Origin of the sequence: Caballeronia udeis (genome assembly GCF_001544555.2) — a bacterium.
GTDB classification, from domain to species: domain Bacteria; phylum Pseudomonadota; class Gammaproteobacteria; order Burkholderiales; family Burkholderiaceae; genus Caballeronia; species Caballeronia udeis.
Genome location: NZ_FCOK02000032.1, coordinates 41619 through 67720 on the forward strand (window position 1 = coordinate 41619; position 26102 = coordinate 67720).

At 62.8% G+C, this 26102-nt stretch carries 23 protein-coding genes; 10 read left to right on the forward strand and 13 right to left on the reverse strand.

Annotated features, from left to right (window positions below; all coding sequences use genetic code 11):
• Positions 1-5: 5 nt before the first annotated feature.
• Entirely contained in the window at positions 6-926 is a 921-nt protein-coding gene (locus AWB69_RS22105; RefSeq protein ID WP_062088738.1) for a cation diffusion facilitator family transporter, read from the reverse strand.
• Between the two features lie 66 nt (positions 927-992).
• On the reverse strand, positions 993-2057 hold the full coding sequence (gene selD / locus AWB69_RS22110; protein WP_062088740.1) for a selenide, water dikinase SelD: 1065 nt from the start codon (positions 2055-2057) through the stop codon (positions 993-995).
• 311 nt (positions 2058-2368) lie between these two features.
• On the opposite strand from selD, the gene AWB69_RS22115 reads away from it, so the two are divergent.
• The 3 genes from AWB69_RS22115 (at position 2369) to AWB69_RS22120 (ending at position 3285) form a co-directional block, all read left to right on the forward strand.
• Entirely contained in the window at positions 2369-2716 is a 348-nt protein-coding gene (locus tag AWB69_RS22115) for a BspC domain-containing protein (protein WP_231937194.1), read from the forward strand.
• Between the two features lie 130 nt (positions 2717-2846).
• The gene (locus AWB69_RS50375; RefSeq protein WP_156528931.1) at positions 2847-2978 is read left to right on the forward strand and encodes a hypothetical protein; all 132 of its coding nucleotides are present in this window, start codon (positions 2847-2849) and stop codon (positions 2976-2978) included.
• Between the two features lie 70 nt (positions 2979-3048).
• Positions 3049-3285: a hypothetical protein gene (locus AWB69_RS22120; RefSeq protein WP_062088744.1), complete on the forward strand. Its 237-nt coding sequence runs from the start codon at positions 3049-3051 to the stop codon at positions 3283-3285.
• Between the two features lie 123 nt (positions 3286-3408).
• Here the strand turns inward: AWB69_RS22120 and AWB69_RS22125 are convergent, their stop codons facing one another.
• Entirely contained in the window at positions 3409-4389 is a 981-nt protein-coding gene (locus AWB69_RS22125; RefSeq protein WP_082913518.1) for an AraC family transcriptional regulator, read from the reverse strand.
• A gap of 365 nt (positions 4390-4754) precedes the next feature.
• On the opposite strand from AWB69_RS22125, the gene AWB69_RS22130 reads away from it, so the two are divergent.
• Positions 4755-5801 (forward strand): aldo/keto reductase, encoded by a 1047-nt coding sequence (locus AWB69_RS22130; RefSeq protein WP_062088745.1) that lies wholly within the window; start codon positions 4755-4757, stop codon positions 5799-5801.
• A gap of 39 nt (positions 5802-5840) precedes the next feature.
• Here the strand turns inward: AWB69_RS22130 and AWB69_RS22135 are convergent, their stop codons facing one another.
• Positions 5841-6350 carry a GNAT family N-acetyltransferase gene (locus AWB69_RS22135; protein WP_062088747.1) on the reverse strand — a complete coding sequence of 170 codons (510 nt, stop codon included), beginning with the start codon at positions 6348-6350 and terminating at the stop codon, positions 5841-5843.
• 262 nt (positions 6351-6612) lie between these two features.
• Here AWB69_RS22135 and AWB69_RS22140 point away from each other — a divergent pair, with 262 nt between their 5' ends.
• Complete coding sequence (locus tag AWB69_RS22140) at positions 6613-7797, forward strand: 4-hydroxybenzoate 3-monooxygenase (RefSeq protein WP_062088749.1); 1185 nt, start codon at positions 6613-6615, stop codon at positions 7795-7797.
• A gap of 50 nt (positions 7798-7847) precedes the next feature.
• Here AWB69_RS22140 and AWB69_RS22145 read toward each other — a convergent pair whose 3' ends face one another.
• The gene (locus AWB69_RS22145; RefSeq protein ID WP_082913519.1) at positions 7848-10097 is read right to left on the reverse strand and encodes an amylo-alpha-1,6-glucosidase; all 2250 of its coding nucleotides are present in this window, start codon (positions 10095-10097) and stop codon (positions 7848-7850) included.
• Positions 10098-10349: 252 nt separating this feature from the next.
• Here AWB69_RS22145 and AWB69_RS22150 point away from each other — a divergent pair, with 252 nt between their 5' ends.
• Together AWB69_RS22150 and AWB69_RS22155 are read left to right on the forward strand one after the other, a co-directional pair.
• The gene (locus tag AWB69_RS22150) at positions 10350-11168 is read left to right on the forward strand and encodes a sulfite exporter TauE/SafE family protein (RefSeq protein WP_062088836.1); all 819 of its coding nucleotides are present in this window, start codon (positions 10350-10352) and stop codon (positions 11166-11168) included.
• Between the two features lie 372 nt (positions 11169-11540).
• The gene (locus AWB69_RS22155; protein WP_062088751.1) at positions 11541-13229 is read left to right on the forward strand and encodes an acid phosphatase; all 1689 of its coding nucleotides are present in this window, start codon (positions 11541-11543) and stop codon (positions 13227-13229) included.
• A gap of 104 nt (positions 13230-13333) precedes the next feature.
• On the opposite strand, the gene AWB69_RS22160 is transcribed toward AWB69_RS22155, so the two are convergent.
• The 3 genes from AWB69_RS22160 to AWB69_RS22170 all read right to left on the reverse strand — a co-directional run bounded on the left by AWB69_RS22160 (position 13334) and on the right by AWB69_RS22170 (position 16261).
• On the reverse strand, positions 13334-14788 hold the full coding sequence (locus tag AWB69_RS22160) for an HdeD family acid-resistance protein (protein WP_062088753.1): 1455 nt from the start codon (positions 14786-14788) through the stop codon (positions 13334-13336).
• A gap of 123 nt (positions 14789-14911) precedes the next feature.
• Positions 14912-15301: a RidA family protein gene (locus AWB69_RS22165; RefSeq protein ID WP_062088755.1), complete on the reverse strand. Its 390-nt coding sequence runs from the start codon at positions 15299-15301 to the stop codon at positions 14912-14914.
• Between the two features lie 54 nt (positions 15302-15355).
• Positions 15356-16261, reverse strand: coding sequence for a LysR family transcriptional regulator (locus AWB69_RS22170; RefSeq protein WP_062088757.1), 906 nt, complete (start codon positions 16259-16261; stop codon positions 15356-15358).
• Positions 16262-16371: 110 nt separating this feature from the next.
• Here AWB69_RS22170 and AWB69_RS22175 point away from each other — a divergent pair, with 110 nt between their 5' ends.
• A complete protein-coding gene (locus AWB69_RS22175) occupies positions 16372-17274 on the forward strand; it encodes an NAD-dependent epimerase/dehydratase family protein (protein ID WP_062088759.1) in 903 nt (300 codons plus the stop codon).
• Positions 17275-17359: 85 nt separating this feature from the next.
• On the opposite strand, the gene AWB69_RS22180 is transcribed toward AWB69_RS22175, so the two are convergent.
• Positions 17360-18454: a malate/lactate/ureidoglycolate dehydrogenase gene (locus AWB69_RS22180; protein ID WP_062088761.1), complete on the reverse strand. Its 1095-nt coding sequence runs from the start codon at positions 18452-18454 to the stop codon at positions 17360-17362.
• A gap of 163 nt (positions 18455-18617) precedes the next feature.
• On the reverse strand, positions 18618-20081 hold the full coding sequence (locus tag AWB69_RS22185) for a M20 family metallopeptidase (protein ID WP_062088763.1): 1464 nt from the start codon (positions 20079-20081) through the stop codon (positions 18618-18620).
• A 244-nt stretch (positions 20082-20325) separates the two neighbouring features.
• Here AWB69_RS22185 and AWB69_RS22190 point away from each other — a divergent pair, with 244 nt between their 5' ends.
• A complete protein-coding gene (locus AWB69_RS22190; RefSeq protein WP_062088765.1) occupies positions 20326-20850 on the forward strand; it encodes a DUF1993 domain-containing protein in 525 nt (174 codons plus the stop codon).
• 36 nt (positions 20851-20886) lie between these two features.
• Here AWB69_RS22190 and AWB69_RS22195 read toward each other — a convergent pair whose 3' ends face one another.
• A complete protein-coding gene (locus tag AWB69_RS22195; RefSeq protein ID WP_062088766.1) occupies positions 20887-22149 on the reverse strand; it encodes a virulence factor family protein in 1263 nt (420 codons plus the stop codon).
• Positions 22146-24740 carry a bifunctional lysylphosphatidylglycerol flippase/synthetase MprF gene (mprF, locus tag AWB69_RS22200; protein ID WP_082913520.1) on the reverse strand — a complete coding sequence of 865 codons (2595 nt, stop codon included), beginning with the start codon at positions 24738-24740 and terminating at the stop codon, positions 22146-22148. The genes AWB69_RS22195 and mprF overlap by 4 nt, the downstream gene beginning before the upstream one ends.
• A 347-nt stretch (positions 24741-25087) precedes the next feature.
• On the opposite strand from mprF, the gene AWB69_RS22205 reads away from it, so the two are divergent.
• Positions 25088-25444 (forward strand): hypothetical protein, encoded by a 357-nt coding sequence (locus AWB69_RS22205; protein WP_062088768.1) that lies wholly within the window; start codon positions 25088-25090, stop codon positions 25442-25444.
• A gap of 16 nt (positions 25445-25460) precedes the next feature.
• Here AWB69_RS22205 and AWB69_RS22210 read toward each other — a convergent pair whose 3' ends face one another.
• Entirely contained in the window at positions 25461-26003 is a 543-nt protein-coding gene (locus AWB69_RS22210) for a hypothetical protein (protein WP_062088770.1), read from the reverse strand.
• Between the last annotated feature and the right edge of the window lie 99 nt (positions 26004-26102).

Sequence of the window (26102 nt, forward strand, 5' to 3'; positions counted from 1 at the left end):
ACCGCTCAAACACTCGCCTCGGCCACCCGGGGAATATCCGGCTCGAAGAAGACCCAGCGCGCTTCGGGAAATGCGCGTTGCAGGTCCGCTTCGATCACGTTGATTGCATCGACCATCGCGCGGCCGCTGTCGTAGTGCACCATCTCCGCTTGCACGGCCACCACGATCTGCTTGCCCCACTGCAGCGTAATCAGGTTGATCACGCGGACAATTTCCGGGCGCGCGCGCAAGTGCGCATCGATAGCCCGGCGTACCTCCGGACTCGCCGATTCCCCGACGATCATGGATTTCACCTCATGGGCGACCAGGTACGCAATCACCATGAGCAGCACGCCGACGCCGATCGACCCTGCTGCGTCGTAGACGGGATTGCCGGTGATCATGGTCATCAGCACGGCGCAGAACGCAATGGCAAGACCTGCCAGCGCAGCGACATCTTCACCCGCGACCACGATCAGTTCGGACTCGCGCGTCTCGCGGAACCATCGCCAGAGGGACTTGTTCCCCGACGTCTTGCGGATCTCGCGCAATGCGCCGGCCAGGGAAAACGCCTCGAGCACGACCGATATCCCCAGCACGACGAGCGCGACAATCGGGTTGCTGACCACTTCATGCCGGGCGATCCGGTGCACGCCCTCATACACCGAAAACGCGCCGCCGACGAAGAACAGCAGCAGCGCGACAAGCATGGAATAGAAGTAGATCTCGCGGCCTGAGCCGAGCGGGTGCAACACGTCGGCGGGGGCCTGTGAGCGCTTGAGGCCGAACAGCAGCAGGAGTTGATTGCCGCAGTCGGCGCTCGAGTGGATGGCTTCGGCAAACATGGAGCCGGAGCCGGTGAACGCGGCCGCCCCGAACTTGCAGACGGCGATGCCGAAATTGGCTGCGAGCGCGTAGAAAATGGCTTTCGGCGATTCTTCTTTCATCGTGCTCCTGGCGGAAAGGGGTCAGGCGCTCTCGTTAAACCTCTCAGGAAACCAACCACCACTGCACTAAACAACTTCCACGCGGCCCGCTCCATCGATCATTTCTCCGATCACGGCCGCCTGGTCGAAACCATCTGCGCGGAAGATGGCGAGGACTTCGTCAACGGCTTCGGGCGCGCACGATACCAGCAAGCCACCCGACGTCTGCGGGTCGGTCAGCAGGCTTCGTGCCACATCGTGCAATGACGACGCCAGCGTGACGTCGTGGCCGTATGCCGTCCAGTTGCGGCCCGATGCCCCCGTGACCACGCCCGCTTTCGCGAACGCCTCCACGCCGGGCAGCCATGGCAAGTCGGCGTACCGCAGGCGTGCCGTGAGACCGGCGCCGCGGCTCAGTTCCAGCGTGTGGCCCAGCAGGCCGAAGCCGGTCACGTCGGTGAGCGCGTGCACGAGGTCCAGCGCGGCGAGGTCCACGCCCGGGCGGTTCAGCTTGGTCGTGGCCGCGATCATTGCGGCGTAGCCGGCGGCATCGAGTTGATCCTTTTTCAGCGCAGCCGACAACACGCCCACGCCGAGCGGTTTGCCGAGGATCAGCACGTCGCCCGGACGAGCCGAGGCGTTACGCTTCACGCGCTTCGGATGCACGATGCCGATTGCCGCAAGGCCGTAGATAGGCTCGACGGAATCGATCGAATGACCGCCCGCGACAGGAATGCCCGCCTCGGCGCAAATCGACTCGCCGCCCTTCAGCACGGCCGCGATCACCTCGTGCGGCAGCACGTTGATCGGCATGCCGACGAGCGCGAGCGCGAGGATCGGTTTGCCGCCCATGGCGTAGACATCGGATAGCGCGTTGGTCGCGGCAATACGGCCGAAGTCGAACGGGTCGTCGACGATCGGCATGAAGAAGTCGGTGGTGGCGACAATCGCCTGCTCGTCATTCAAACGATAAACCGCCGCATCGTCGGCGGTGTCGTTGCCGACCAGCAAGTCGGGGAAAAACGGCAACGGCACGCTGCGTTTCAACAGGTCGGCAAGGACGCCCGGCGCGATCTTGCAGCCGCAGCCACCGCCGTGGGACAAGCTGGTCAGACGGGGCGACGAGGTTGCATTCAGCTTGATGTCAGTCATTCGCGGTTATCCGGCAAAGTTGCGTGTGACCGATATTATCGTGGTTGTCGCGTCCGGACGTGGCGACCGCGATCCAGCTTGCGATCCCGCCTGCCGTCCCGATGCGCGCCGCGATCCGCCCGCATCAACGTCGAGAGGCGTCATGCGAGCGCTCACGCGGTACACTTCGAGTCACGGTCCGATGCCGTCTTTCAACATTACCCATCACCCGCCCCGCGCCCTTTACCCGCATGAAATCTTTACCGCTTGTTCTCGGCCTGATGCTCTGCGCTTCGACATATCAATTTAGTCAGCTCAGTCACGCCCAGGAAATGCCTGATCCCTCCAAAGAAGACTACGCCTACCTGACCCGCATGCATGTCCCGGAGCCGGTGATCCGCTGCGTGGCAGCATTCGACCAGTGGGTGGCAATGACGCCCAAGTACGACACGTTCATCGTGCCCGACCGGCGCGTATTGAGCGCAAAGATCGATAGCGACACCACGGTCTTCAGCGCAGGCAATCCCGTTCCTGTCGACGAAGTGATCGCCATGCGCGCCGTCGCCAAAGTCCGCGGCCGCTCGCAGTGGACCCGCGTAGACAGCCGTTGCGGTGTGCGCGATGGCCGTGTGGTCGGTGTTTCGCTCACCCCAAATGTAAGGCCGAAGATCGTTCAGTAACAGCGCCTGAGCACCAGGCCTTCACAGTCATTCCCGAATATTTCCAGACACACTTTTCCTTACAAACGCAAACGGCTTGTCATTTATCTAATCGCTAAATTGATTTCACGGATTTCACTTGGAGAAACCGATGAAACGATTAGCGATTCTCGCCACGCTCGCGGTACTGCTCGGCAGCACCCTGGGTGGTTGCATCGTCGTGCCGGACGGTGGTGGATATCACCATCACGACTACTACGGTTCCGGTTACGGCCGCTACTAGGCCACTACGGCCCCTGCCGGCTTAGCTGGATAAAGTGGGAAACCGAATAACAAGCGCAAAGGAAACCAACATGTTGACAGTCAAAAAAGGCTTGGCCGCTGCATCGCTCGCGGTGGCCGCAGCAATGAGTCTCGGCTTCACCAACACCGCATCCGCCGACGACCATTTTCAGCCCGGCTACGTTCACGTCGACAGCCGCGGCTGGCACGGCGACCGGTATTACGACGGGCATCGCTACTGGGAACGGCGCGAGTGGGAACGCCATCACGCACCGCGTCATGACGGCCCCCCGCATCGGGACTATTGATCGGCCTTGAAGCAACTTGAAGCATCAAGAAACGAGAAAGCCAGGGACGTCCCTGGCTTTCTCGTTTCCGGCAGCTTCCACGCAACGCTAAAACAACGTTAAGGCAGCACGTTGAACCCTTGCTCACGCGCTGGCAGTTTCACGCCATCTGCGGGTATCGCGTAACGGCGGCGCACCGAACAGGCGGCTGTACTCGCGGCTGAATTGCGATGCGCTCTCATAACCCACGCGGTGCGCCGCCGTGGCTGCATCGGTCATGTCGATCAGCATCAGACGGCGCGCTTCCTGGAGGCGCAATTGTTTCTGGTATTGCAGCGGGCTCATCGCCGTGACCGCCTTGAAATGATGGTGCAGCGACGAGACGCTCATATGCACGTCGCGAGCGATCGACTCCACGCGCAACGGCTGATCGAAATGCTGGCGCAGCATCATGATCGCCTTGGCAATGCGCTGCGTCTGGCTGTCCTGCAGCGCGATCTGGCGCAAGCGCGCACCGGGACCGTTCATCAGCAGCCGGTACAGGATCTCGCGCTTGACCAGGGGCGCGAGAATCGGAATGTCCTCGGGCGTATCGAGCAGGCGCAGCAAGCGCAACACGGCATCCAGCAGCGACGTGCCGAGCCGGTTGACATACAGGCCGCGCGAGGCGTCCGTGGGGGTGGACGGCGGCAGGCTTTCGTCGCGAATCAACTTGGTGATTTCCTCGACATCGAGGTCAAGCCGCATGCCGAGATACGGCCTGTCCTCGGTAGCGCCGGTCACCTGCCCCATCACCGGCAGATCCACCGATGAAACCAGATAATGCATGGGGTCGTACACATACAGTTCGTCGCCTACCATGATCCGCTTCGACCCTTGCGCGATCACGCCAAGCGCCGGTGTCTGGATGCCGTGGCTCGGGCCGCCGCAGTGCAAGATCCGGTGCAGGAACAAACCGTGCACCGCCGTTTCGCACGTGCCGGCGGTGTCCGCCGTGAAACGGTCGAGTAACGCGACAAGATCGAGCCGGGCGTGATCGAGGCCCGGATCAAGCGGCGCAGGTGTGCCGTTGATAGCGTGGTTCGAAGGGTCGATGGCGGAATCCGCCGTCTCATTCAGGGCCATGATTCGCAGATAGTGAGTTTGCGCGGCTGCTGCCCGGGAACGGCCACAGTCTTGCAAGGATGGAGAAGGGTCGCCGTCAGTCAGGTGCCAATCGCGATCAAGCGCGCACTGCCGGCTAATGGCATCCAGCTTACTCGCGCCTGCCTGTTTTCGCCCAGAGCTTCACGCGGCCTTTGCAGAATCGGGCAAGGATCTGACAGGATCAGGCTAGCCGGGCGCGGTGGCTCAGGCAGATACTGCTTCATCGCGGCGTTGCTGAAACACCGAACGGGCGTTCGGTCGTTCCGCCGCGAAGCGGCCGCCGCGGCACGTTTTCCGTCAACGGGCCGGCCGCTAGTTCAAGGATGAATTCTAAGGGACCCAGCATGCGTAACAGAAAATTCGGCAATACCGGCTTGTTCGTTTCGGAATTGTGCCTCGGTACCATGACGTTCGGCGAAGGCGGCATCTGGACCAATATTGGCGGCCTGCAACAGGCGGACGCGGACAAACTCGTCGGCCGTGCGCTGGACGCCGGCATCAACTTCATCGATACCGCCGACGTCTACGCCGACGGCACCTCGGAGATCATGACCGGCCAGGCGCTCAAGAACCTGAAGGTGCCTCGCGAAAACGTGGTGATCGCCAGCAAGATCCATGGCGAAACCGGCACGAAAGGCATCAACTCACGCGGCGCGTCGCGGTATCACATTATCGACGGCGTGAAGGCGAGCCTGAAGCGCCTGCAACTCGATCACATCGATTTGTATCAGCTACATGGTTTCGATACAGCCACGCCAATCGAAGAAGCGCTGCGCGCGCTCGACAACCTCGTGCAGCACGGCCATGTCCGCTACATCGGCGTGTCGAACTGGGCGGCGTGGCAGATCGCCAAGGCGCTTGGCATTTCGGAGCGGCTCGGGCTCGCTCGTTTCGAGTCGCTGCAAGCGTATTACACGATTGCCGGGCGCGATCTCGAACGTGAAATCGTACCCATGCTCAAGAGTGAAAACCTCGGCCTGATGGTCTGGAGTCCGCTTGCGGGCGGTCTGCTGAGCGGCAAATACAAGCGCGACGGCAGTTCGACGGAGCAGGGCCGCCGCACGAATTTCTCGTTTCCGCCGGTGAACATGGAGCGCGCGTTTGATTGCATCGACGCCATGACGCAGATGGCCGAAGCCAAGGGCGTGACCGTGGCGCAGATCGCGCTGGCGTGGCTGCTGCACCAGAAGGTGGTGACGAGCGTGATTATCGGGGCGAAGCGGATCGGGCAACTCGACGACAACATTGCAGCGACGCAAGTGAAGCTGAACGACGACGAACTCGCCGCACTCGATGAAGTCAGCCAGCTCGCCAGTGAATACCCGGGCTGGATGTTCGCGCGTCAGGGGGAATACCGCTTGAATCAGCTGCGGGAATCGAGCGGCGGTTAAAGCCGGTAGTGCGATAGTCGCAGTAGTCCCGGTAATCAGCTAAACAACGGGTTCGAACGGCAAGGTCATGAGTACCGACTCATGATACTTGCCGTCTATTTTCAGCGAACGCGGCTCACGCGCGTACTCGACGAACCCGACCGAGCGATACAGGCGTTGCGCCGCCTCGTTATGCGGCGCAACCGTCAGTTGCACCTCTTCCACCACCGTGCGCGCGTGGCTCAGAACGGTTTGCACGAGCGCCAGCGCCATTCCCGTGCCGCGAGCGGCCGGGCGCACGTACATGCCCATCAGCACGCCCTTGTGCCGCTGTTTCGCGCCTTGCGGCACCATCAGACCGGCGACGCCGGCCAGTTCGCTTTCGTTGTTTAAAAAACCGCCGAATACCGCAGCATTCACGATCCGTTGCTCGAACCATGCGAGCGGCTGCTCTGCCTCGTCTTCCCACGCCGAGCCGAAACCATCGGGGTGCCGGGCGAGACCCTCGAGCCTGACATCGCGATATGCACTGGCGTCGGCGGCAGTAAGACGGCGGATGGTGAATGGCATGGATGGGGACCTTGAGCAGTGATCTGCCGCGTGAAAGCGCCAGTTTCGCACGCACGGCATAGTCGCTCCAAATCGCTCCAAGCCGGATTGCCCAAGCCTTCCGCCTGGATGATCGGCCCGCCGCCCGGCACAAAAACCGGCAAACGATCCAGAACCTTTATCGGCATTTCGAATACAGCCTATCCGCGGTATCGCGTTGCGCGATACCGGGTCCGTGCGCAAGACTGTGTCCACAAAATCAACACGCATTCCGGAGACATTCATGCGTACACAAGTCGGCATCATTGGTGCAGGTCCCGCAGGCCTCCTGCTCTCCCATCTTCTCCATCTTCGCGGTATTGAATCGGTCGTGCTCGAGGCACGCAGCCGCGGCGAGATCGAATCCACCATCCGTGCAGGCGTTCTCGAACAAGGCACGATGGACCTGCTGAACGAAGCCGGACTCGGCGCGCGCATGCTCGCGGAAGGAGCGGTGCACCACGGTTTCGAACTCGCGTTCGAAGGGGAACGCCGGCGCATTGCACTGACTGTACTCACCGGCCACTCAATCACCGTCTACGCGCAGCACGAAGTCATCAAGGACCTGGTCGCCGCACGCGTGGCGGCCGACGGTGCGTTGAAATTCGGCGTGACCGACGTGTCGCTGCACGACTTCGACGACGCCCCCGGCACCACCCGGCCGCGCATCCGCTACAGGCACGAAGGGTTCGAGCATGACCTGGAGTGCGACTTCATTATTGGCTGCGACGGCTCGCAAGGCGTCGCGCGTGGCTCGATGCCCCAGGCGCTGAGGCATGACTATCAGCGCATTTATCCGTTTGGCTGGTTCGGCATCCTGGTCAACGCGCCGCCTTCCGCGCATGAACTGATTTACGCTCGCCACGATCGTGGTTTTGCGCTCATCAGCACCCGCTCGCCGAACGTGCAGCGCATGTACTTCCAGTGCGATCCGAAAGATTCGGTCGATGCCTGGTCCGACGACCGCATCTGGTCCGAACTCCACGCACGTGTGGACACGCTGGACGGCTGGCAGATTACCGAAGGGCAAATCTTCCAGAAGAACATTGTCGGCATGCGCAGCTTCGTCTCCACGCCGATGCAATCCGGCAAGCTGTTCCTCGCCGGCGACGCCGCGCACATTGTCCCGCCCACCGGCGCAAAAGGCATGAACCTCGCGGTGTCCGACGTCCGTATTCTGACCGCTGCCCTGCAAGCGTTCTACGAAGAAGGCGCGAGCGACAAACTGGACCGCTACACCGAGACGGCCCTGAAGCGCGTCTGGCGCGCGGAGCACTTCTCGTGGTGGATGACCCGGATGCTGCACAAGCTTGACGACACCTCGCCGTTCGAGCAACGCCTGCAAGTGGCCGAGCTCGAGCACGTGACCACGTCGCGCGCGGCCGCCACGGCGCTGGCCGAAAACTACGTCGGCAGCGTCGCGGTTTAAACGTTCAGGCAGCTAAGCGGCTAAACGGTGGCGGCGAGGTTCGGGTAAGGTCAAAGCACCGCCACCACCCGCATATCGCCTTCGATAGACGGCACAACCTGCCCGCCCACGCGCCGGAAGGTAATTGACACGGTCTTGTCGCCGACCCGCAGTTCACCGATCTCCAGCCAGTCGATACCATCCGGCAACTGCGGCCGGTCGATACGCACTTCCTGACGCTCGGCGTCGATCGTGACACCGAGACAGGCCTCGAGGATCATGAACGGCGATCCGGCGGCCCAGGCTTGCGGCAAACACGCGACCGGGTAGCCGATCGGCCGCTCGCCGCGTTGCCGGGTGAACCCGCAGAACAGCTCGGGCAGGCGCATGTCGAACGTGACGGCCGCTTCGAACAGTGCCTGCAACAAGCGCACTGCGCCGCCGCGGTCACCGTAGCGTGCGAGTCCGCGAGCGCACATGGCGCTGTCGTGCGGCCATACGGAGCCGTTGTGGTACGACATCGGATTGAAACGCGGCTGGCCTGCTGCCAGCGTGCGAACGCCCCAGCCGGTGTTGAACAAGGTTGATTCAAGCTGGCGCGCGACCGCTTCGCCGCGGCTGCGCTCAACCAGGTCGAAGGCCAGCAAATGTCCGGCATTCGACGCCAAGACCTTGCACAGATCGCCCTTTCCGTCGAGCGCGATACCGTAGAAGTCCGACTCGGGCATCCAGAACATCGTCTCCACGCGTTCGCGGATGTTTTGCGCGCGCCGCTCGAAGTCCGTCGCCTGCTCCGGTGCGTTGCGCTGCCTCGCGAAGTGGGCCATGGTGGCAAACGCGGTGGAGGCATAGGCCTGGACTTCGACCAGCGAGATCGGTCCGACCGGGAAACTGCCGTCGGCGTGAAACACGGAGTCGCCGCTATCTTTCCAGCCCTGGTTCGCAAGCCCCGCTTCCGTGGCGCGCTGGTAGCTCAACAAGCCAAATTCGTTCTTGTCGCAATGACGCGCGATCCACTGTGCGGCCAGTTGCAGCGCGGGCCACAATTCGTCAATGAGCGCCTTGTCGCCGGTGCGTTCGGCGAATGCGCCGGCCAGCGCGACGAACAGCGGCGTGCTGTCGACTCCGCCGTAGTACATCGCAAACGGCACTTCGCCCGTCGCAGCCATTTCGCTATTGCGGGTCTCGTGCATGATCTTGCCCACTTCGGCATCGCGGAACGCCGAGTCTTCACGTGCCTGGTGTGCCGCGAGAAACCGCAGCACGCCGCGGGCAAGCGACGGATCGAGCCACAACATCTGCATCGAAGTAATGATGGCGTCGCGGCCGAAAGCCGTGGAAAACCACGGAATGCCCGCGTACGGATACGGTCCCGTTTCAAGATCGGTAGTCAGCAATCCGAGATCGGCGAGCGAACGATCGATCCATTCGCTGAACAACGGGTTGCTCGAGCGCACGCGTGCCACGGAGCGCCGCCGTTCGCGCATGCGCCGGTGGGCATCGACAAGCGCCTCGCGAATGGCCGGACGCCCCGATTCCGGCGCGCATTCGGCGCCTTCCTCAGCGATCTTCTTGCTCTCCGCGCTGGCGTCGCTCAATGCGTGCGTAACGGCCGTGATCGACAAGTAGATCGACATGGCCGTTTCCGACTGGATCCGCAGCACGTAGTCCGCGCGGTTGACCGAGAGCGAATGTGGCGCGGGCGAAAACTGGATGCGCGCGGTACGCTCGACCTCATCCAGCCCTGTGTAGCGCAACACGACTTCGCCATCTTCGATGCACGGCTCGCGCATGGCCCCGCGTTTCGGACGGGTGGAACCGCGCACTTCGAACATGTCGTGGAAGTCGGCGGCGAAGTTGATGGAAAGCGGCACGGTGGCCGGTTCCGTACCGTAGTTGGTGAGGACGATCGCTTCGTGCAGCACGTGCCGCGACAACACCCGGCGGCGCTCGACGTGGATCACGCCCTCCGGTGTGGTCGCCCCGCCGATGGGGGGCAGCGGCCGGTTGGTCAGGTGCGCGGTAAACACGGCGTTGTCGCTGGACACGCTACCGGACAAGAGCGACGGCGAGCGGCCGCCGAAGGTCAGGCGCAACTGCGACAACACGCGCGTGTCGTTGACGAAAAGACCGTCGTCATTGCCGCGGATGTCGCCGTTCGCGTCGTTGACGACGAAGGTGTTGCCGGCCTTGAGCACGAACTGGCGCTCGTTCGCGTAGTTCGTATGTTCGGTTGCGATAAATGCCCCGTCCGCTACTGCATCGGGCGTCGACGGAGGAACCTCGCGAACGCCGGCCGCGGTGCGGATGGGATCGGGCATGTCGTCATGAGCGGGACCGTGGGCAGCTTCGCGAGCGATATCACGGGCCTGTCGGTCATTCTGCGCCTGCTCTGCTTGCTGTTGTTCCTTCGTTTCCATTACACCTTCCTGAAAGAGTTGCCTGGACACCTGGCCGATTGTACGGCCGAAGCCCGTGAATCAATTTTGCGTGGCGGGCGGCAAGCGCGCCGCGGACCCGCTATCATCGACCGTTTTTCGACCGACGCTCATCCAACCGGTTCTCCCAGCCGAATGCCTTTTCCGCACATCGACTTACTTTATTCCGCATCCGGCCTGGCCGTGGGTTTCCTCGTGGGCCTGACCGGCGTGGGCGGCGGCTCCCTGATGACGCCGCTGCTCGTGCTGCTGTTCGGTATCCACCCGGCTACCGCGGTCGGCACGGACCTGCTCTACGCGGCCGCGACCAAGGCGACCGGCACGCTGGTCCACGGTATCAAGGGTTCCGTGGACTGGCGCATCACCGGCCGGCTCGCGGCGGGGAGCATCCCGGCGGCGGCCATTACCCTGATCCTGCTCAACCGGTACGGTTTGAACACGCCTGCCGCCGCCCGGGTGATCCAGCTCGTGCTGGGCTACGCGCTGCTGGTTACCGCTGTCTCGCTCGTGTTCCGCCCGCAACTCGCACGCCTTGCCTACAAGACCGGGATGGCCCGCGAAGCCAGCGGAAAACCAGGGGCGGCGAGCCGTGAAACCCGCACCTTGGCCTGGACCGTGCTCACCGGCGCGATCCTGGGCGTGCTGGTGTCCATCACCTCGGTCGGCGCAGGCGCCATTGGCGTGACCGTGCTGTTGCTGCTCTACCCGCGTTTGCCGACCGCACGCATAGTCGGGTCGGATATTGCCCATGCCGTTCCGCTGACGCTCATTGCAGGAACCGGCCACTGGCTGCTCGGTTCCGTCAATTGGGACCTGCTGCTGTCCCTGCTCGTGGGTTCGCTGCCAGGGATCGTGCTGGGCAGCATGCTTGCCTCCCGGGCGCCGGAGGTACTGCTGCGTAACGTGCTGGCGGCCACGCTGGTGATTGTCGGTGTGAAACTGGTACTCAGTTGATTCCCGGGCAGTTCGAACGATAGTAGTCGCCCAGCGTGACGCTTTCCAGTCGACCAAACGGCATATGACGTCCGGGTCGACCCATTTTCCGAGCACATAGACCGTTCGGTCAGCTATCGGGAACCACACGTTTGCGGGCAAGATTCAGGTAGACAAGAGCGGATGAAGCACCGCACAGGCGCTCTCTGCGATATGCAACCGGGTAGCGTCTCGTGCTCGTGCATCGCCTTGATTAGCAGGCTCAGTTCAAGGGTTCGGTCCAAGGGTTTGATTCAAAATAGTCCGCTGCAAAATTGCGTCACTTTGTTGGGTCACACTATTTAGCAACATCAAGAAGCACATTGATGAACCGCCAGACATTCAGGAGCTGCGATGAGCCACACTGACGATCCCCGCGACGAAGAACCCGTGTCCGACCTGCCCCAAGATCCCGTGCGCCGCCGCCTGCTTGCGGCCGGCGTCGGTCTGGCCGGCCTGACCGGACTGTCGCTAAGCGGCTGCAATCTCTTCGACTCGCGCCCCGCCACGCCCAAGACGGCCGCCGACCTGGCGCTTGATCGAACGCTGCAGGCGCGCGTCCGCCATATTGTCGTGATCTACGCGGAAAATCGCAGTTTCAGCAACCTCTGGGGCAACTATCCCGGCGTGCAATATCCGCTGGAAGCCGTGCCCGCATCCCGCTATGTGCAGCTGGACCGGGACGGGCGCACGCCCATGGCTGTCCTGCCGAAAATCTGGGGCGGCCTCGTGCCGCAAGCGCAGGAAGTGGACGGCAAGCGCTACATGATTTCGGAAAAACAGATCGACGGCGTGCCGAACGGACCGTTCCATCTGGTCGACGCACAGGGGCAACCGCTGCCCAACGGCGTCATCACGCGCGACCTCGTGCACCGTTTCTATCAGAACCAGATGCAGATCAACGCGGGCCGCAACAACCAGTTCGCCGCCTGGGGCGACTCCGGCGGTCTGGTCATGGGGCATTACCGCAATTCGGCTGAATCGCTGAAGCTTTGGAACATCGCCCGGCAAAACGTGCTGTGCGACAACTTCTTCATGGCCGCATTTGGCGGGTCCTGGCTCAATCACATCTTCCTGATCTCGGCACAGACCCCGTTCTATCCGGACGCGCATAACGGCCCGGCGAAAAAACTCCTGTCGGTCCTGGACGGAGACGATCCGCTGGGCACTCGCCTGAAACTCGCGGCTGATTCGCCGGCATCGGCACTGGACGGCCCCCCGTCCTTCGTCAACGACGGCGCGCTCACCGCCGACGGTTACGCCGTCAACACCATGGCGCCGCCTTATCAGCCGAGCAACGTTCGCCCGGCGCAAGGCGGCGATCCAGCGCTGGCGGACCCGTCGAATTATCGCGTGATGCCACCGCAAACTTACGCCACCATCGGCGACCGGTTATCGGATAAAGGCGTGGACTGGGCGTGGTATGGCGGCGGCTGGGACTATGCGCTCACGCACAGCGACACCGGCATGGTTCCCGATTTTCAGTATCACCATCAGCCGTTCAACTATTTCCGCAGCTTTGCGCCCGGCACGCAGGCTCGCACCCAACACCTGCGCGACGCGGGTCTGGGTGACGATTCGTCGACCAACAAGCTGATTGCGGACATTGACGCAGGGCGGCTGCCCGCGGTGACGTTCTACAAACCGCAGGGGAATCTGAACATGCATGCGGGTTACGCCGATGTCGAATCGGGCGACCGGCATCTCGCCAACGTAGTCGAGCGAATCCAGCGTGGACCGCAATGGGAAAGCACGGTTGTCATCATCACGCACGACGAGAACGGCGGCTGGTGGGATCACGTGCCACCGCCGAAAGGGGATCGATGGGGACCAGGGTCGCGCGTTCCAGCCCTGGTGATTGCGCCGTTCGCGAAGAAGGGGCTCGTCGACCATACGGTCTACGACACCAACTCGATCCTGCGCTTCATCACGCGCGTCCACGACCTGGTGCCGCTTGACGGCGTGGTCGCGCGGGACCGGGCATTCGCGGCAAACGGCCAGCCGCCGCTAGGGGACATGACGGCCACGCTCGATCTCGCCTGAGCCGCAAACCGCAAACGGCGACTCGCAACGCGTAAACACGCAAACGCCCGCGGCGGCGGGCGAACCTGGACGGCGCACCACGAGGTCACGACGGCGCACAGGACCTATGAAGCACGCGAGCCGTCCATCCGGTCTGCGCGGGCGTCGGCGGCATCGGATGCTTCCCGCCGCCATTGGCGCCGCGAGCGCAGCATCTTGCGCACCGCGAGCCGCGCCATCTTGAGATAGCCAAACGGCCGGGGATCGGCGAGCATGCTCAGCGCCCGCGCGTAGTCGAGCGTCAGGCCCGGGGTCCAGGCCATGGTGGCGGCGCGCTTGCGGATCTGCGCGGCGACCCACAGCTCCGGCGTGACGATCAGGCGCAGGAACGCACGCCAACCGGTATCGCGGCCGTGAAAGGTACCCACCGTGCCTTCCAGTGACGCTTCCAGCGCCTTGGAGACAGTGCTGGAACAATTCCGGTAGGTCAGGTTATAGGTCTGATCCTGCCGATATTTCTCCCAGAAAGCCTTCAGCCGATCCGGCCGGTAATTGCGAATACGCACACGGGTGGTGGACTCGCACCATGCCTTCGATTCCGTCGCGTAATCCGGTTGGAATGTGCCCGGCACGTTGTTCTCACGGCTCGCGCGCAAGATGCGTCCGAACTCGTCCGGCGAGCGATCGATTTCCACGCCCGGGTACAGGCTGATGTAAATACCCTCGGGTGACTCAAGCGCCGCGTGGCCCGTCGAGATGACGCCGTTGGCATCGACGGCGGCAATGTAGCGGTCCACGATCAGACGCCGATTGGCCTGCGCCCGTGCGGACCCGACGGGCGTCCATACATGCACGGTAAGCGCTTTTTCATCGGCGGCGGGGGGACCGTCCCATTCGAACGGGCTGTCGGCCTCGGTCTCCGCCCCAACCGCGGCAGCCTTTGCCGTAGCAGACTTTTCAGCGAGCATCGGATCGGGGATTACGTCGTCGGAAAGCGCCAGCGCTTTCTCGTTTTCAGGGGGCAGGCTTTCCATGCGGCGTACGCGAAATGCGATCCACAGCATGTTCAACCCGCCGAACGCGAGCCCGAGCCCGATCGCGTACGGCGCCGTGCCGACGTAATGCGTGGGATACGGTTCGAAGAAAAAGATGGCAAGCAGGATCTCGACAATCGCGAGCGCCAGCACAATCCTCCACCGGCTATAACGAACCACGATAGCCGACACGGTCTGCAGCAAGCCGTCGGCGAGAAAAAACGTGCCGAAGATCATCGACAGCACGAAGTTGCCGTGATGATTGCCTGCCATGATCAGCAGCGCGGCGAGGGTGAATGCGCCGCCTTTCACGTAACGCAGCGTGCGCTGGCCGCCCACGCCAATACTCGCAATAGCGAGAGTCGCGAGCCCTTCAATGAGCAGCAGCCAGGCGAACAGACGGATGGGGAAATACAGGACGCCGTCGAGGGCATCGATAAACACCGACACCCCGATCACCAGCCAGATGCCGCCCGCCACGGCGAGCATGCGCCAGCGGCGGCGCAGATAGTCCACGCCCAGCAGAAGCAGCACGAGTTGGATCATGACGTTACCTGTAAGGATGCGGCCTCGCCATGATAAAAGCGCTGCCGCGTTACGCCAACGGGAATCGAACGGCTGTGCGTTCGCCCCTATACGCCCGGGCCAGCCGCTCAGGCAAGCAACAACTCAAGCCGGCTCCACCCATGCCCGCACTGCGATTTCCAGCAGGTAACCGTAATGCAGCGCACCCACGGGAACGACTGCCCGCGCAGGTTTCCAGTCGCCGAAATGACGCGCGTAGATCTCGTTGAAGGTTTTCCAGTGATCCACGCCGACCAGGTAAACCGTCACTTCGATCACGTCCTTCAACCCCGCGCCGGCGGCTGCCAGCACCGTGCTGACATTGTCCAGTGCCTGCTGCGCCTGTTGTTCGAACGGCAAGTCGCCGGTATGCGTGCCGTCGGGACGCATCGGCAACTGGCCCGACACGCAGACGAGATTACCCGCGCGGGATGCATGGCTGTAGTGGCCGGCGGGTACCGGAAGACCTGGCGCGTTGATGAGCTCAATGGGCATATAAATTCACGAAGGGAAAAAGAAAAGGGAAACCGGCAGCATACGTCGCGCGCTTTAAAGCACCAACCGTCCGGCGAGGAAATCGAGGAAGGCTTTCGCCCGTCGCGCCATGGACGCGCTCTGGTAGAACACCGCGCTGATCGGCTGGCGAACGTCGAGTAGAACGGGATCCATCACGGTTTGCAGCCGTCCACTGGCTACATCCGCGCTGGTCATGTACGCAGCGAGACAGACGATCCCGCCATCGGCCAGCGCAAGTTGCCGCATGGTCTCGCCGCTCGATGCCGCGATGTCCGGCACGATCCGCAAGCGCGCGCCGCCGCCCCGGTTAGCCGTGTCGTCATCGATCAATGGCCAGTCGTTCAGGCTCTCGGGCGCTGTGAAACCGATCAGCCGATGCCGCCGTAATTCAGCCACCGTGCGCGGTTCCCCGCGTTCCGCGAGATATGAAGGGCTCGCCAGGATACGCAGCCGGCTGCTGCCGAGCGCGCGCGCGTGCAGCGTGGAATCCTGCAGCGCGCCAATCCGGATCGCTATATCCACGCGCTGCTCCATCAAGTCGACAATTCGCTCATTGCTGCTCAATTCCAGCACGATTTCCGGATACGCCGCGGCGAACGCCTGCACGTGCGGCACGATGCTATGCAGCATGAAAGGCGACGCGGCATCCACCCGCAAACGCCCCGCCGGCCGTTCGCGTTGCCGGGCGATCGACTCCTCGGCGTCTTCGATCGCAGCGAGGATGGCGCGGGCACGCACAAGGAAAAGTTCGCCTTCGTCGGTGAGTTGCAGGCGCCGCGTGGTCCGCCGAACCAGCGTGGCGTCCAGCTTCTGCTCCAGCCGCGTCAATGCCCGGCTCACGCCGGAAACGGTTTGCTGCAATGCCTCGGCAGCCGCTGTGATCGAACCGCTGTCGATCACGGTCACGAACGCCAGCAGTTCTTCAGTGGTCGTCTTCATCTATCCATTGTTGATTCTAAATCAAGATTGATTTGAGACTAACACTGTCTTTGCGAAAGTCGAACACGGGGATACTGCATGCATCGACTCAATGGGACCGGAGAATGGACATGAAGATTTTTGTGACTGGCGCAGGCGGTTTTATCGGCGGCTCGATTGCGGCGCACCTGGCCCGCAACGGCCATCAGGTCAGCGGCCTCATCCGCCGCCCGGAACAGGCGGACGAACTCAAGGCATTGGGCATTGAACCCGTGATCGGCAGCCTGGACGACCGTGCGTTGCTGATCGCCCAAGCCAAGGCAGCCGATGGCGTTATCAACGCCGCCAGCAGCGACCATCGCGGTGCGGTCGAGGCGTTGATCGAAGGGCTCGCAGGCTCGAACAAACCGCTGCTGCACACGAGCGGCTCGAGCATTGTCGGCGATGCATCCGGCGGCGAAGGGTCGGACGCGATCTATTACGAAGACAAACTGCCCGAACCGACCGCCGACAAAGCCGCGCGCGTGGCCATAGACAATCTCGTGCTCGACGCAGCCAAACGGGGCGTGCGTGCATCCGTGCTGTGCAATACGCTGATCTACGGCCACGGCGCCATGGCGAACGCGAAAAGCGTCCAGTTGCCGCGTTTGCTGGCGCAGGCGCAAAAGAGCGGCGTCGTGCGGCATGTGGGACCGGGACGCAATATCTGGTCGAACGTGCATATTGACGATGTCGCCGACCTGTACGCGCGTGCGCTTGAAAAATCGCCGGCCGGCACGTTCTATTTCGTCGAAAGCGGCGAAGCGGCCTTCCGCGATATGACGACGGCAATGGCCAAGGTACTCGGTCTCGGCGCGCCGCAAGACTGGCCGCTCGAGGAAGCCAAGAAGGAATGGGGCTACGAAATGGCGTCGTACGGGCTGGGATCGAATAGCCGGGTGCGTGGCAAACACGCGCGGGAACTGCTGGGCTGGGAACCGAAGCGGACGTCGGTGACCGACTGGATCAGCAACGAGATGGTGCAGACAAGCTAACCGGCAGTTGCACGCCGCGCGGGCGAGGCTGGATAGGGTCCCTCGCCCGCGCGGCTGCTCCAGGGCAACCCGTGCAAAACCAGCCTTATTTCAACGCTCGCACGAACTCCTCGATCGCGCCCGCCGGCATGCCCGACTGCACGGCGGCGGCACGGATTTGCTGCCACGTGGTGGGATCGATGGGAATGCCGTTCGCGTTGAGATCGGCCCGCCGCGCCTGTTCCGGCTCGCCCGGCACCATGATCCTATCCGTACCGGCCGCGAGTGGCGACGCCTTCACCCATTCAACAAATGCATCGGCTTCGGCCTGCGCGTTGGGGGCATCGAAGGCATTCGGATCGACAATCACCGACGTCATGCAATTGATGATCGCGTTCGTCTTGTCCAGCGTGTCCGCATGGGTCGTGAAACCGCCCGATAGCGCACCGCCGAAAATCTCGCACATGGCGGCGAGGCCATAGCCTTTGTGCGCCCCCATTGCCGTGAGCGAACCGAACGGTGCTTCGTGCATGACCTTCGGTTCGATGGTGGGCACGCCCGCGTGGTCGATCAGGTAACCCGGCGCGACCTTTACGCCCTTGTTGTAGGCCACGCGCGTCTTGCCATAGGCGATCCCCGCGGTCGCAAAGTCGAGCACAAGCGGCGTGTTGCCTTCGCGCGGAAACGCGGCGCAGAACGGGTTCGTGCCGAAGCGCCGGTCAATACCGCCAAACGGCGCGACCAGCGGGTCGCCCGCCACATTGACGAAGTGAAACGAGACCAGACCCGCCGCCGCGCACTGCTCGGCCCAATGCCCGATGCGCCCAATATGATGCGCATTGCGCAAACCGACCGCACACACGCCGAGCTTTTTTGCCCGCTCGATCCCATGTTCCATGGCCTCATGCGCCACGACCTGGCCGAAACCCTTGCGACCGTCGATAGTCAGCACCGCACCGACATCGCGGACAATGTCAGCGTGGGTATTGAGCTTCAATTCGTTGTCCGCAAGTGACGCCATATAGCGCGGAATCATGCCGACGCCGTGCGAATCGTGTCCCGACAGATTCGCCATCACCAGATGATCAGCCACCAGTTCAGCTTCACGCGGCGTACTGCCGGCGTGGGTCCATATTGCGCTGACATAGGCGTGCAAGGTATCCGGGGCAATGCGCGATTCGCGCGTGGTTTCAGTGCTCATGAGACTGCGTCTCCTGGTATTTGAAAGGACTTCACTTCAGGCTCAACCAAACTCAACCAAATTCAACCCGGTTCAACTGCCCGCCGGTTCATCGCCGTGGCGTACAAATAAAACGGCGCGCAAAGCTGCGCGCCGTATGAAAGTCAGGGTCGCTCACCCGCCATCAAGGTGTCGCCGCGATCACCTCGGCGACCGTCGCCGTGAGTTTCTTCGCGAAAGGCACATGCAGGAATTCATTCGGGCCGTGCGCGTTCGACCTCGGTCCCAGCACGCCGCACACCATGAACTGCGAACGCGGAAAGCCTTCCTGCAATGTGTTCATCAACGGAATGGTACCGCCCTGGCCAAGGAACGCGACATCCGCGCCGAAATGCCGGCGCGAGGCGTCATTCAGGGCGTCACCCAGCCACGGCGACAGTTCGGGTGCGCTCCAGCCGGTCGCTTCGCCGCGCTCGGGCTTGAACGTGACCTTCGCGTTATAAGGCGGATCGGCTTCGAGCATGGCCTTGAGTTCTGCAAGTGCCTTCGTGGCTTCAACCAGCGGCGGCAGGCGCAACGACAACTTGAACGCGGTGCGCGGGCGCAGCACATTGCCCGCATTGATCAGGGACGGCAGCCCCTCCGCCCCGGTCACTGCCAGCGACGGCCGCCATGTGGAATCGAGCAACGCTTCACGCGGGTCCGTGGTGACGGGCAACACCGTGCCGCCATTTTGCCCGCAGGTCCACGGAAGTTTCTTCCATACATCGTCGCCAAGAATGCGTGCCGTTGCTTCCGCTTCGCTCAGCCGGCGCGACGGAATGTCGCAGTGAAAACCCTTCGGCAGCAGGTTGCCGGTGCTCGAATCTTCGAGCCGTTCCAGCAGCCTGCGCATGATGCGAAACGTGGACGGTGCAATGCCGCCGTTCGTGCCCGAGTGAATGCCTTCGTCGAGCACCTGCACTTCCAGGTCGCCCGCAACCAGACCGCGCAGCGATGTTGTCAGCCAGACTTGATCGTAGTTACCCGCACCGGAATCAAGGCAGATCACGAGGCTCACGTTGCCGAGCCGTTCACGCAGTGCATCAATGTACGGCAGCAAGTCATAGCTGCCCGATTCCTCACATGTTTCGATAATGCCGACACAGCGCGGCCGTTCGACACCCTGGGCATCCAGCGCGGCGATCGCACTGATTGACGAATAGGTGGCGTAACCGTCGTCCGCGCCGCCGCGGCCGTAGAGCTTGCCGTCTTCGTATTTGGGCGACCACGGCCCGAGATCGCGACGCCAGCCGTCGAACTCAGGCTGTTTGTCGAGATGGCCATACAGAACAATGGTGTCGCTGCTGTTCGAACGCGTAGCGGGTGCTTCGAAAAAGATCACGGGCGTGCGATTGGGCAAGCGGATGATTTCCACTTTCAGGCCGCGCACGGGTTGCCGCTCGGCCCATTGCGCAGCGTCCGTAATGACGCGTTCGATATATCCGTTGCGTGCCCAGTCGAGGTCGAACATCGGGCTCTTTGCGGGCACCGCGATGTAGTCCGTGAGCGCGGGGAGAATCTCGTCGTCCCACTTCCGGTCGATGAATTCGCGCAGTGCCTCACGGTCGATGCGCTGTATTTCCTGAGTAATATCGTCTGAAATCATGACGGACGTCCCGGCCGTTTAAATGTCAATGATAGCCGTGTTTGGCGGCAGTTCGAACGCAGAGTTTCTCATGCGCGGCGTCTTACGCGCGCGGCTTTCGCCTTTGGCAGCGAGCGTGACGGACGTTTCGCAAGCTTGAAAAATGGCACACGCGTGCCGGAAGAACGCGGCGCTCGAACGGCGGAAAAAGCGCTATGGGCGACGTCCCGGTATGCTGATGGCCCGTCCAGTCAGGAGCCTCATCATGTCCGTTTCAATGTATCGCGCGACCGTTCCGGTTTTGATCCGTAGCCTCGACGTGCTCGCTTCCCTGCTCGATAAAGCCGCCGCCCACGCCGAAGAAAAGGGCTTGAGCGACGCGGACGTAACGAGCGCCCGGCTAGCCGAGGACATGCTGCCGTTCTCGGCTCAAATCCAGCGCGCAAGCGACACGTCGAAAGCAACGGCGGAACGGCTGTCGGGCGTCGCCGCACCCCGTTTCGACGATACCGAAACAACGTTCGCTGAACTGCGGGAGCGCATCGCGAAAACGACGGCGTATCTGAAAGGGATTGATGCGGGGACGTTCGAAGGGGCTGATACGCGTGTCGTGACCATCAAGCAAAAGGACTTGGAGCTGAAATTCAGCGGCGCGGAGTATTTGTTCCAGTTCGGGTTACCGAACTTCCATTTCCATATTGTCACGGCTTACGACATCCTCCGGCATCTCGGCGTGCCGGTAGGAAAGCGCGATTTCATCGGGCCGCTCGAGCCCGGCGTAACGGCCTGATCCCTGGTTAGCGCTGAAAGCCGACCGCCGCCCGGTTCAGGTCCGCGCGGCGACCTGCTTCTGCCAGCTGGCCAGGATGTGTCGCGCGAGCAGCGTGTAATCGCCGCCGAAGTGGTGATCCCCGGTGGTCTTCACCACTTCTATTCCGGTCTGCGTCAGTGTGGGACACAACGTATCTGTCTCGGCCGCGCCGTAGATGCACTGCACAATCGAGGGCGGCAGTTTCGCCAGTTCCGGCTGCACTTTCAGCGCGTCCCTGCTGGCTGGCATGCCGAGCCAGCCCGTGACGCGAATCTGGAAATCGGCGTCGGGCGCAAAGCCCATCAACGACACAAGCGACACCTTCGCGCGCACCGAATCCGGCAACCGGTTATAGGCGAACGGCATGACGTCGGCGCCGAATGAATAGCCGATCAAAGCAACATGCTCCGAGTGCCAGCGAGCGCTGTAAGCCTGGATCACGCGAGCGAGGTCGTGGCTCGTCTGCTCGGGTGTCTTCGCGCTCCAGAAATACCGCAACGCGTCAATGCCGACCACCGACACTCCATCCTGCTGCAACGACTCCGCAATGGTTTTGTCGAGATCGCGCCAGCCGCCGTCGCCGGAAATCACGATGGCGAGCAGGTTCGTCGGACGCGCGGCGGGCAGTTCTATCAGCGGTAAATCCGATACGTCTTCATCGCGGATCTGCTCTGCCTTCAGATGCGGCGCGGCGAGGGCAAGCAGCGCATCGGCTTGCGAAGCACTGGCGGGCTGCGTGGTTTTATCGAAGAAACCGGGCAGGCCCTTCGCGTGCGTGATGGTCGGATCGGGCGGGCACAGGTTGAAACGCGCATCCAGCCGGGGATCGGGATTCAGCGCGAGCGCACCCGCCACCGTGTTGTCCGGCGCCTGCGCAAGGATCTTCATGGCCAGCACGCCGCCCTGCCCCGTGCCCGTCAGGATGGGTGCGAAATAACGGCTGGATTGCACTTCGCGTTCAAGCTGATGGCTCACCGATTCGGCATCGCCAACCAGGTTGTGGCAAGTCTCCTTCAGCGACGGCAATTTCGCCGCGTAGCGCGCCGTGTCCACGCCGACCACCATCGCGCCGTTTTTGGCCAACGCGTCGGCGGTCTGGGTGTCGGCCGGGGTCCAGCTTTTATCGGAGAACAGCACGACGAAGCCGCGCATGGGACCGGCGGGTTTCGTGAACGTCACGTCGCCATAACGGCCGCCGGGCAAGGTGGCCGCATGGGCCATTGAAATCGACAACACAGACAGCAGGGAAACAACCGCGAACTTCCTGAAAAATGTCATGAACGCCAGCCTCCCGCCAGCAACGAGAGATCTGCGAGCGTGAAAAACACGCCCACCGAGCCGGATGCCGCCAGATAACGCGGTTCCCAACGCGGCTGGAACTTGCTCTTGAAACCGCGCAAGCCCCGGAAATTGTAGAAACGCCCGCCGAACCGCCAGACCAGACCGGCCAGCCGATGCCACGGCGAAGCAAGCGGCGTCGGCTGCATGCCGGACAAAGGCGCAATGCCCAGGCTCAAGGTCCGGAACCCCGCCTGCTTCAAATGCAGCGCGAGCTTCGTGAACAGATATTCCATCGCGTACGGCGACGCGTCGGGCTGATGCCGCATCACGCCGACCGTGGCCTCGGTGTTCAGGTCGGTCGTCATGAAAGTGACGAACGCCACCGGCTTGCCCTGCTGGCGCACCAGCAACACGGACTGCGCGGCGAGGTAATCGTCGGTGAAGGCCGCAACCGAAAAGCTCTTTTCGCGCGCCTCGCGGCTTCCCAGCCACGCATCGGAAATCTCGCGCAGGACCGGCATGCACCCGGGAACGCGCGGGGAATCGATGACTTCCACGTCGAAACCGTCGCGTTCGCCGCGCTTCAGCGCGTATCGCAAGTGAGCGCGATGCGACCCCTTCAGGTCAAAATCCTCCAGCACCACATGCGCTTCCTCGCCGAGTTTCATCAGCGTGAGACCGGCGTCGAGGTAAAGCGGCAGCGCGTCGGCGCGAACCTGGTAGAACGCGGCGCGACCGCCGTGCGCATGCGCCATTTCCACGAACCGGCGGATCAGTTCCGCCCATTCGCGGCGCGGGCCGACAGGGTCGTGCAGCGCCGCCCAGGTGCGTCCGTGTTTCGCGTACATCAGGAACGCTTCGCGCGAGGTCGAGAACACGAAACTCTTGTCGCCCATCATCGCCAGACCGGCGTCGCTGCGCTCCTGCGCGCGGAAAATGCGTGCGGCATCGAGCAAGTCCTGCGGCGCGGGCTTCTCGAACCGGCCGGCTGCCGGACGCAACAACTGCCACACGGCGAACAACGCGGCGGACAGAGCCGCCGCGAGCGTCGCGCGCAGCGCGCGCGGCGCGCGGTCGTCGAAGGCGAATTGCCACCAGAGGTCGCGGCTGTAGCTGACATCGCGAAAAGCGAACAACAGGATCCACACCGCCAGCCCGATCACAATACCCACCGAGACCAGCCAGCTCGCCGTGAACCCCTCAGCCAGCAGCGAAGAACGCCGGTTGAAGCGGTCACGGGTCGCGAGCAGCATGGCGATCAGCACCGCGAGCACACCTGTTTCGACAAACGCCAGTCCCTTCGCCATCGACAGCGCCAGGTTGGCTACCGCGAGCGTGATGGCCAGCCACCAGGCAGCATCGAGACGGCGCAGCAAACCGCGCGCAACGAAAAGCAGAACCACGCCCAGCACGCTTCCCAGCAGTTGCGAGCTTTCGAGCACCCACAGCGGCAACACGGCTTGCAGTATGGCGATGCGTTTGCCGAAAGCGGGTGTTGCACCGGAAATCACCAGCATGCCGCCGACCACAAAGGTCACCACGCTCAGGAACACGGGCGCGAGCTGCGACACATTCGATGGATTCAGGAACGCGAAGCGTCCCTTGAGCGCGCGGCCTTCGAACGCCGCCAGGACGAACGTGGACGCGATCAGCGGCAGGCCGAAATAGATCGCGCGATACGCAAGCAGCGCAGCCAGCATTTCGGGCGTATTCACGCTGCCGCCGAGCGCAAATACCATCGCCGCCTCGAACACGCCGACACCGCCGGGCGTATGGCCGATCATGCCGAGCAGCATGGCCGCGGAAAACACCGTGAGGAATTCGCCGAAGCCCACCTGGGCGTGCGGCAGTACGGCCCACAGCGCAAGTGCGGCGGCGAACACGTCGAGTGAGGCGAGCAGGAGTTGCGCAACCAGGTCGCGGCGTGCCGGAATGGTGACGGCAAGCCAGTTCCAGCGCGCCCGCAGCGTTCTGGGCGCAGCGCGGCACAGTACGATCATGACGGCGAATCCGGCCAGGACCGCGCTACCGCTTACTCGCAGCAAATCCGGCGATGCATGGAGCATGGCGGCCAGGGTATCGGCGGCGCTCACCATGCCGACCGCGGTCATCAACGCCAACGCGAGCGCCAGCGTCACGCTCGTGAACACGGTCAGGTGGCCGACCTGCGTGGGCGTGACGCCCGCGACGCCATACACGCGGCAGCGCACCGCGCCGCCGGTCAGCGCGCCGAAACCGGTCGCGTTGCCGAGCGCGGAGGCGACTGTCGCCCCGACCCACAGCACGGAACGGGGCACTTTGGTGTCGAGGTATCGCAGGCCCACGGCGTCGCGGCCAACCAGCGCCACGTAGCTCAGCACGGTGGCGGCGAGCGCGCCGGCCCACGCCTCGAAGCGCAGCGCGCGCAATTGGTGAACGACCGTTTTATAGTTGACGGCGTGCGACAGATGCTGGAATACCACCAGCAGCAGCGCACACACGACCAGTGCGAGCAGTGGCGTGGTGAAACGCTGCAGCCGCCACGCTTTCAACAAGCGGAGCAGCGACTCCAGCGAAGGAACTGAACTGACACTATTTCTGCGAGACATGCGGATTACCGGACTTGCTCCAACGCCTTCTGGCCTTGCGGCTTTTTAGCGTTCTTGTTGGTTCTTGGTTCTGGCGGCCAAAAGCCGGACCGTTGCGCATCTATCCGGCGCTCATTCAGATTTCAAAAACCTGAATAGAACGTTACGGTTAGCAACGGTTGTATAACGGCGTAGGTTGACGGGACTTAAGAAAAGTCTCGGAGACTATGCCGTTCGGGCGAGTCCAGCAGCGGTTTTGTGCCTGTTCGGCCGTTTTCTTCACACCTGACCGGGTGAGCGGTTAGCATCTTGGCTCCGATGCACGCCTCCCGGGCGCCGCATTTATCATCGATAAAAGGTTCTACCGTATGAAAACGCCACGCCTCGCCGCCGCTGTGACCCTCTCCGTCGCCGTCTTCGCCTTGAGCGCCTGTGTGACCCAATACGATTCGCTGATCAAGACGGTGCCGGTCGGCTCGGGAACGTCGCAACTCAAGACGCTGCCGTTCGCGACCTGCGTGAAGGCAAAATGGGCCACGCGGCCACTGAAGATCGCCGAATACTCACCGAACGCGGACGGCAGCGTGATCACCGTGCACGGCGCGAATGGACAGACCATGTTGCTGATTGACGCGGAACCGTCGGCGAACGGCACGGGATATACGATTTACGGCGATATCGTGAGCGCGGCAGCCTACGTGGCCGACGCCCACAAATGCGACTGAGCCACGCGCGGGAAAATCAGCTCGCACCGCCCTTGAGATCGGTGTACGCCCGGTGCGTACCCACGATGCGCCCGATCAGATAACCATCCGACGCACACGCATTCACCCGCTGGTCACCGTTCCACACGATCTTGTACTGCTCGTCCTGCAAACGGATGGCTGAGGGATCGAACTGGGGTTGCGGCGCACCGGCGGTCTTGCCGCCTTCGCGCGCCTGTTCCATCACGAGGCGATTCCACGTGTAGGCATAACCGTATTGCACGCCGTCGGCGAAGGCGTCGAGATCGCATACCTGCTTGGGCGGCCTGATGGCGACTTCGGTGCGGTAGCCGTTGGGGCCGCCGACCTCAATGCGTTGTTCGCCAGGAACGCCGGAAGAATCGACCTGTGCAGAACGTTTCGGGGTGGATTGCGTTTTGGCTGCGGCCACCGGCGTGGTGCTTGCGCCTGCCGGCGCGTTCGCGCCGGTGTCGGTCGGCAGGGGCGCGCAAGCGCTGAGAACAAGAATCGATGCGGCGAGGGAAACGCCTAGAACCTTCAGATGGGTGGTGAAAATCACGCTTTTGCTGTCCGTCTCAAAATAAACCGAGCACTACCTTAACATTTTGAGACGAAGGTGGAGAGTGTGTCGCGTTTTGGAGGGGTGACCGGATGGCGG

What these genes read in the sequence shown, in the direction of transcription:
- AWB69_RS22120 (WP_062088744.1), top strand. Translation starts at nt 3,049, where the DNA reads ATGTTGACAGTCAAAAAAGGCTTGGCCGCTGCATCGCTCGCGGTGGCC.
- AWB69_RS22150 (WP_062088836.1), top strand. Translation starts at nt 10,350, where the DNA reads ATGCCTTTTCCGCACATCGACTTACTTTATTCCGCATCCGGCCTGGCC.
- AWB69_RS22190 (WP_062088765.1), top strand. Translation starts at nt 20,326, where the DNA reads ATGTCCGTTTCAATGTATCGCGCGACCGTTCCGGTTTTGATCCGTAGC.
- AWB69_RS22125 (WP_082913518.1), bottom strand. Translation starts at nt 4,389, where the DNA reads ATGGCCCTGAATGAGACGGCGGATTCCGCCATCGACCCTTCGAACCAC.
- AWB69_RS22170 (WP_062088757.1), bottom strand. Translation starts at nt 16,261, where the DNA reads ATGAAGACGACCACTGAAGAACTGCTGGCGTTCGTGACCGTGATCGAC.
- AWB69_RS22195 (WP_062088766.1), bottom strand. Translation starts at nt 22,149, where the DNA reads ATGACATTTTTCAGGAAGTTCGCGGTTGTTTCCCTGCTGTCTGTGTTG.
- AWB69_RS22105 (WP_062088738.1), bottom strand. Translation starts at nt 926, where the DNA reads ATGAAAGAAGAATCGCCGAAAGCCATTTTCTACGCGCTCGCAGCCAAT.
- AWB69_RS22180 (WP_062088761.1), bottom strand. Translation starts at nt 18,454, where the DNA reads ATGAGCACTGAAACCACGCGCGAATCGCGCATTGCCCCGGATACCTTG.
- AWB69_RS22185 (WP_062088763.1), bottom strand. Translation starts at nt 20,081, where the DNA reads ATGATTTCAGACGATATTACTCAGGAAATACAGCGCATCGACCGTGAG.
- AWB69_RS50375 (WP_156528931.1), top strand. Translation starts at nt 2,847, where the DNA reads ATGAAACGATTAGCGATTCTCGCCACGCTCGCGGTACTGCTCGGCAGC.
- mprF (WP_082913520.1), bottom strand. Translation starts at nt 24,740, where the DNA reads ATGTCTCGCAGAAATAGTGTCAGTTCAGTTCCTTCGCTGGAGTCGCTG.
- AWB69_RS22160 (WP_062088753.1), bottom strand. Translation starts at nt 14,788, where the DNA reads ATGATCCAACTCGTGCTGCTTCTGCTGGGCGTGGACTATCTGCGCCGC.
- AWB69_RS22205 (WP_062088768.1), top strand. Translation starts at nt 25,088, where the DNA reads ATGAAAACGCCACGCCTCGCCGCCGCTGTGACCCTCTCCGTCGCCGTC.
- AWB69_RS22155 (WP_062088751.1), top strand. Translation starts at nt 11,541, where the DNA reads ATGAGCCACACTGACGATCCCCGCGACGAAGAACCCGTGTCCGACCTG.
- AWB69_RS22130 (WP_062088745.1), top strand. Translation starts at nt 4,755, where the DNA reads ATGCGTAACAGAAAATTCGGCAATACCGGCTTGTTCGTTTCGGAATTG.
- AWB69_RS22140 (WP_062088749.1), top strand. Translation starts at nt 6,613, where the DNA reads ATGCGTACACAAGTCGGCATCATTGGTGCAGGTCCCGCAGGCCTCCTG.
- AWB69_RS22115 (WP_231937194.1), top strand. Translation starts at nt 2,369, where the DNA reads ATGCCTGATCCCTCCAAAGAAGACTACGCCTACCTGACCCGCATGCAT.
- AWB69_RS22145 (WP_082913519.1), bottom strand. Translation starts at nt 10,097, where the DNA reads ATGCCCGATCCCATCCGCACCGCGGCCGGCGTTCGCGAGGTTCCTCCG.
- AWB69_RS22165 (WP_062088755.1), bottom strand. Translation starts at nt 15,301, where the DNA reads ATGCCCATTGAGCTCATCAACGCGCCAGGTCTTCCGGTACCCGCCGGC.
- AWB69_RS22175 (WP_062088759.1), top strand. Translation starts at nt 16,372, where the DNA reads ATGAAGATTTTTGTGACTGGCGCAGGCGGTTTTATCGGCGGCTCGATT.
- selD (WP_062088740.1), bottom strand. Translation starts at nt 2,057, where the DNA reads ATGACTGACATCAAGCTGAATGCAACCTCGTCGCCCCGTCTGACCAGC.
- AWB69_RS22135 (WP_062088747.1), bottom strand. Translation starts at nt 6,350, where the DNA reads ATGCCATTCACCATCCGCCGTCTTACTGCCGCCGACGCCAGTGCATAT.